Source organism: Paraburkholderia sp. RL17-381-BIF-C, from assembly GCF_046026435.1.
GTDB lineage: Bacteria > Pseudomonadota > Gammaproteobacteria > Burkholderiales > Burkholderiaceae > Paraburkholderia.
Map to the genome: position 1 here is coordinate 1 of NZ_JARESX010000145.1, position 5972 is coordinate 5972.

Here is a 5972-nt window from a genome sequence, read left to right on the forward strand (position 1 = left end):
GCCCGCACACGCACGGCCGCTTACCTGGGTATGCAAATTACTCTGCCGGTTCTAAAGGTGAGGGTTTGCGGGAGTGGCCTGTTCTCAAGCATCCGGGCCACGCCCAGCTTGCCCTTGCGGCCTGCCCCCAAGCTCGAAAGGTGAGCGTTTTCAGGAGCAGTTCAACGCGCGCCTCGTGCCAAACCCAAAGCGCTCCATGCCAAAGGTGAGCCTTTTCGGGAGCGAGACGGCAACGCTTACGGGGCGGCACATGCGGCGTGCCATATCACGTTCCGAGTTGAAAGAGTTGGGAAGAAATTGGCAACCTTGGGGGCTGTTCCGCGTTTTGAGAACACCCGCATGCAGGGATGATGGCGACGCGGACGACAGCGGGCGCGGATTGACTATATCCGCACGCCAGGTGCCTGTCTCTGAACAACGATCGTCTCCTGGAATCAGTTGGATGAGTCAGCATATTCTTTTCGTGGGCGCCGATGCCGGCTTGACTGCCGTGGTGGGCGAATCATTGCGCGGCCAGGGCTGCGGTGTGTCCGCACGTCCGCCGGGCGCCGGGCTCAAGCATGTGGTCGAGATGGAACGGCCTTCGCTGCTGGTGCTCGACATTTCGGCGCCGCATGGCGATGGTCTCGCCGTCTTGCGCGACCTGCGCATGGGCGGCAACGATGTGCCCGTGATTCTGCTCTCGGCGAGCAACAAGGCGATTGATCGTGTGATCGGTCTCGAACTCGGGGCCGACGACTTCATGAGCAAGCCCGCCGACCCTGCCGAACTGCTCGCCCGCATTCGCGTGCTGCTACGGCGGCGCGGCACGGTCGCTCCGGGTGCGCCGGAGACGCGGCCGCCGTATCGCTTTGGCCGCTGCGAACTGAACTTCTCCGCGCGCGAATTGCGTCGCGACAACGAGCACTTCGCGTTGCGCAGTTCCGAGTTCGCGTTGCTCAAGATCTTCGTCAATCACGCGATGACCGTGCTCACGCGCGTGCAGCTCAACGAGAAGCTGCGCGGCAATAGCGTGTTGCATCAAGGGCGTAGCCTCGATGTGTCGATCTGGCGGCTGCGTCGTCTGATCGAAATCGATCCTTCCGAGCCGCGTTACGTGCAAACCGTGTGGGGACGCGGCTATGTGTTCGTGCCGCACGGCGAGCTGGGTGCGGCCGAGCGCGGCGCGCTGGTCGCGCCCGGCGTGTAGATCAGTGGCGAGCGACCCAAAAGGTGAGACTTTTCGGGAGCGCTCGACGCGATCCAATGTCGCGCCGTTTTTCGCTCCGTGTTTTGCACCGTTTTTGCTGGTTACGCCGGCTTCGCGATCTCGCGAATATCGGCGACGGGCGTTTGACCGAAAGCATCGCTCAATGCGTAGTCGAGCAACTGGGTAGCGCACTGTTCAGGCGACGATAGTTGGCCGTTGCGCTTGAGCTCTTCGAATTTCTCGCGCATTGGGAACTGTTCGGCCCCGCTTCCGCGAATCTCGGCCTGCATATTCGTATCGATCACGCCCGGCGCCAGACTGCAGATACGCAGCGCGCGATTCGCATCGAGCGAGACGGCGCGCGCGTGATGATCGAGCGCGGCCTTCGTCGCACAGTAGATGCTCCATCCGGCATACGCGTTGCGCGCCGCGCCGCTGGAGATGTGCACGATGCGCCGGTCGGTTGCGTCGGCGGCGGCTGCGGCGAGCGCGCTGGCGAGCATCAACGGCGTGGCGACATTGAGGCTCACCGCGTTTGCGATGGCCGCCGCGTCTTGTCCTTCAATCGGGCCGATCGGCTGCACCATCCCCGCGTTGTTGATCAGCAGCACGGTTTGCGCGCCGCTGACGAATTCGCGCAGCGCGTGAGTCGCGATCCATTGCGAGACGCGGGTCGTGTCGGCGAGTTCGAGTTCGATTTCTTCGAGCAGCGCCGGGAAATGGTTTTTGAGCGTGGCATGACGCGAGCGGGACAAACCCAGCACCGCGATTCCGCGAGCAAGAAGTTGTTCGGCGAGCGCCGCGCCCAGACCGCGGTTGTGGCCGGTAACGATCGCACGGATCGGAGAAGAGTTGGTCATGTCGGTCCTTGAAATCGTTGGCGTGAGCAAGGCCGCTATTTTCTCACGCAATATTTTCCTGCGTCTTGCGCCCTGTGCCGACCGTCAGACGCGTTCATGCCTGCGTACGCTCAGGTTCAAGGCGAGCGAAAGCGCTCCCGATACTGCATGGGCGTCGCGCCGATCCGCTTGGTGAACACAATGCGCATGCGGTCGGCCGTGCCGAAGCCGCAGTCGTACGCGATCGCCTTGAGCGCCGCGCTACTACTCTCGAGCAGCTTGCGCGCGGCATCGACACGAGCACGTTCGACGAATTCATGCGGCGTCACGCCGGTCTCCTGCACGAACACTCGCGCGAAGTTGCGCGCGCTCATCCCCGCGACGTCGGCCAGTTGCTTCACCGTGAAGCTCTCGCGAATCCGTTCCATGACGTGCGCCTGGACTTTGGCAACGGGCGACGTCTCGTCGACAGGCGCGGTCAGGTAGGGGCTGAACTGCGACTGGCCGCCTTGCCGCTGCGCGAACACCACCAGGCGTTTGGCGACCGCGAGCGCGATGTGCGGCCCATGATCTTCGGCGACGAGAGCGAGCGACAGATCGATGCCGGCCGTCACGCCGGCTGATGTGACGAGTGGTCCGTCGCGCAGGTAAATACGGTCGAAATCGACGCGCGCGTTGGGAAATTGCGCCGCCAGTTGCGCTGCATGCTGCCAGTGCGTGGTGACGTGGCGGGCATCGAGCAGGCCCGCGTGGCCGAGCGCGAATGCGCCGGTGCAGATGGAACCGTAACGGCCGGCCTGCGTGGCGACATTGGCGAGCCATTCCAGCACACGCGCGTCGGGCGCGCGATCGGGCAGCGCGGGCCCGCCCGCGACAAGGGCAAGATCGAACGGACGACGCGCTTCGCTGAAGGTGGCGTCCGCGACCAGCGTCATGCCGTTGGACGCGCGCAATGGTGCGGATTCCGCACCGATCAGCTTCACCTCGTAGTGATCTTCGGGCGCGGTGAAACGGTTGGCTTCGGAAAACACGTCGACGGGGCCGGCGACGTCGAGCGCCTGCACGCCGGGAAAGATGGCGATCGCAACGGTGGGCATCGAAAACTTCCTGTGACGATGGACGGACTCCGCATGCCGCGGCAGTCAACGCGGTGCGTTTGGCAGTGTTCAACGGTCCACGACGATTGTTTGCGGCGGCGCGTTGACCAATACTGGACTTCATCGGACGCGTTGCTTGAATCGCTGAAAAAAGCGCCGCGGACCAGCATACCAAACGCGCTTTCAAGTCACAAAGACCGCGCGTTCCGTTCATTCGAATCCATTACGGAGTTCATTACATGACCACGATCGCAGGCATTCAGATTCCCGACAGCATGATGGCGCGCGAAGCCACCCAACTCGTGCGCGATACCGAAACCGACTTGCTGTATCACCATTCGCGGCGCGTTTTTCTGTTCGGCTCGCTGGCTGGCGCGCGCAAGCAGCTGAAGTACGATCCCGAACTGCTGTACATCGGCGCGATGTTTCATGACATGGGGCTGGTTGCGCCGTATAGCAGCGAGCACGACCGCTTCGAGGTGGACGGCGCGAACGCGGCGCGTGATTTCCTGCGACGTCACGGCATTGGCGAGGACGACATCGATCAGGTTTGGAACTCGATCGCACTGCACACGACGCCTGGCATTCCGCAGCATATGAAGCCGGTGGTCGCGCTGGTCACGGCGGGCGTGGAGATGGACGTGCTGGGGCTCGCCTACGATGAATTTACCGAGCACCAGCGCCACGAGGTCACGCACGCGCATCCGCGAGGCGCGCATTTCAAGGAAGGCATTATCGACGCGTTCGCGCACGGCACCATTCACAAACCGGAGACCACCTTCGGGAACGTGAAAGCGGACGTGCTGGCGCTGAAGGACCCGCATTACCATCGCGAGAATTTCTGCACGATGATTTTGGGTTCGGCGTGGAAGGAGTGAGTTGCCGGTGAGCGTTACGAGCCAATTCGGAGCAGATGACATAGGCGCTCAGCCCCTGCCATGCAACGCGGCGATCTCCTGCAGATCGAGATCGTGTTCGAGAATGGTCAACAGTTCATCGTGAAGCAAGCCCGTTCGATGCAGATGCAATAGCTCGATGCGAGCCGCGGAGACGGCTGCCAGCACAACGTCGTAATGGGCAGCGCGTTCGGCGGCGGGGAAGGCTGCTTCGTTCTGATAGCCCTGCGTGATGCGCGCGCGGTAACTGTACTGTTCCAGCAAACGTGGATGAATCACGCTGCCATCCGGCCCGTGCACCAGCGGCTGGATCGCGGCGAGTTGCGCGGCTTCGAGCCGTGCCCACGCCTGCGGCTCGGTCAGATGCCGTGCGTTTCGTTCGGCCGCGTGGTCCGGATTGATCCATTGAATCAGTGGTCCGATCGTCGTGCCCTGCCCGAGCACCGTTACCAGAATCACGGCAAATGAGGCGACCAGAATCAGATCGCGGCCGGGCATGGTCTCCGGCAAGGAGAGCGCGATAGCCAATGTGACCACGCCACGCATGCCCGCCCAACTCGTGACAGTAGCCGAGCGCCAGTCGGCCTTGCCGCCCTCGCGACGCGTTAATTTGCACACGAGCGCTTTCAACCATTCCGTCACGAAGACCCACACGAAGCGTGACAGCACGACCGCCGCGAGCACCGCGCCGACGGCCGGCGCGAATGCGGTCAACGTATCGCCGACGCCGCCCAGCCGCACGATCACGCCGCGCAGCGATAGCCCGATCAGCATGAACACCAGCGCTTCCATCAGGAAGATTAGGACCTGCCAGAAGGCGGTGCCGCGCATTCTTACCGCGGCCGAGAAGACTTCGTGCTGATGCCAGCCGAGCACCATCCCGCAGCTCACCGTCGCGATCACACCCGATACATCCAGCACGTCCCCGACGATGTAGCTGATCCAGGCAGAAAGCGTCGATGCGACGACGACAAGGTACGCGTCGTCGAGATAGCGCAGCAGCTTGACGACCAGGAAGCCGACCGCTACGCCTACCGTCACGCCGCCCAACGCGAGCACGGCGAAGCGTCCAATCGCATGCTGTGCGCTGAAGGTACCGGTTAGCGCGGCCGCGACGGCGAAGCGGAACAGCACGAGGCCGGCGGCGTCGTTGAGGAGGCTTTCGCCTTCGAGGATCACCATCAGGCGGCGCGGTAGCGCAACGCGTTCGAGCACGGCCTTCGCGGCGACGGCATCTGGCGGTGAGACGATCGCACCCAACGCGAAGCAGGCGGCCCATGGCAACGCTGGCACGACCCAATGCACGACCAGACCGACGGCAAGCGTGGTGAACGCGACGGCGCCGATCGCGAGCAGCAGGATGCCGCCGAGATTGCGCTTGAACTCGTCCCAAACGGAGAAGTAGGCGCCGTCCATGAGGAGCGGCGGCAGGAACACGATCAGGACCAACTCGGGGTCGAGATTGAAGCGCGGGAGTCCGGGCACGAAGGCCATCGCCGCACCGCCGACCAGCAGTGCGGCGGCTGGCGGCAGACGCAGCCGCTTGGCGAGCAGTTCCAAACCGATAATCGCGACGAGCGACAGCAGAACGACTTTGAAGCCCATGACGGACGACATGCGCGGCCTCGCTGGGTGGCAGGAGAACTACTTTTTATCACACGGTGGGTGGGGTGCCTGTGGTTGCGCCGACACAGGATAGGTGTGTGGTATCAATCACTTGGATGGACTCTGCGCAGGTTGTCCACAGCCTTGCGAACAATTTGTGGGGATAACTGACGCGCGCCTGCCAGGAGGATGCGGGTTGCCGCCAGTTGCATTCCTCCGCACCGTCGGTGACAAAACCATTCGCTTCAAGCACTTAAGCGTGCAGCCCCCGAGTTATCAACAGCCCTGTCAACACAAACTGGGGATAACGTGTCCTGCGATGCACAAGGTCTCCAAATATCTACTC

At 63.0% G+C, this 5972-nt stretch carries 5 protein-coding genes; 2 read left to right on the forward strand and 3 right to left on the reverse strand.

Annotated elements, in window-relative coordinates; genetic code table 11:
- The first annotated feature begins 442 nt into the window (after positions 1-442).
- Positions 443-1189 (forward strand): winged helix-turn-helix domain-containing protein, encoded by a 747-nt coding sequence (locus P0D70_RS36020; protein ID WP_408188023.1) that lies wholly within the window; start codon positions 443-445, stop codon positions 1187-1189.
- Between the two features lie 101 nt (positions 1190-1290).
- Here the strand turns inward: P0D70_RS36020 and P0D70_RS36025 are convergent, their stop codons facing one another.
- Entirely contained in the window at positions 1291-2049 is a 759-nt protein-coding gene (locus P0D70_RS36025) for an SDR family oxidoreductase (RefSeq protein WP_408188024.1), read from the reverse strand.
- Between the two features lie 116 nt (positions 2050-2165).
- Complete coding sequence (locus P0D70_RS36030) at positions 2166-3125, reverse strand: GlxA family transcriptional regulator (RefSeq protein WP_408188025.1); 960 nt, start codon at positions 3123-3125, stop codon at positions 2166-2168.
- A 239-nt stretch (positions 3126-3364) separates the two neighbouring features.
- On the opposite strand from P0D70_RS36030, the gene P0D70_RS36035 reads away from it, so the two are divergent.
- Positions 3365-4003 (forward strand): HD domain-containing protein, encoded by a 639-nt coding sequence (locus P0D70_RS36035; protein ID WP_408188026.1) that lies wholly within the window; start codon positions 3365-3367, stop codon positions 4001-4003.
- A 48-nt stretch (positions 4004-4051) separates the two neighbouring features.
- Here P0D70_RS36035 and P0D70_RS36040 read toward each other — a convergent pair whose 3' ends face one another.
- Positions 4052-5638: a Na+/H+ antiporter gene (locus P0D70_RS36040; RefSeq protein ID WP_408188027.1), complete on the reverse strand. Its 1587-nt coding sequence runs from the start codon at positions 5636-5638 to the stop codon at positions 4052-4054.
- Positions 5639-5972: the final 334 nt, after the last annotated feature.

Bases quoted from the DNA above. Each gene is read 5' to 3' on its own strand.
- P0D70_RS36020 (WP_408188023.1), top strand. From the start codon at position 443: ATGAGTCAGCATATTCTTTTCGTGGGCGCCGATGCCGGCTTGACTGCC.
- P0D70_RS36025 (WP_408188024.1), bottom strand. From the start codon at position 2,049: ATGACCAACTCTTCTCCGATCCGTGCGATCGTTACCGGCCACAACCGC.
- P0D70_RS36030 (WP_408188025.1), bottom strand. From the start codon at position 3,125: ATGCCCACCGTTGCGATCGCCATCTTTCCCGGCGTGCAGGCGCTCGAC.
- P0D70_RS36035 (WP_408188026.1), top strand. From the start codon at position 3,365: ATGACCACGATCGCAGGCATTCAGATTCCCGACAGCATGATGGCGCGC.
- P0D70_RS36040 (WP_408188027.1), bottom strand. From the start codon at position 5,638: ATGTCGTCCGTCATGGGCTTCAAAGTCGTTCTGCTGTCGCTCGTCGCG.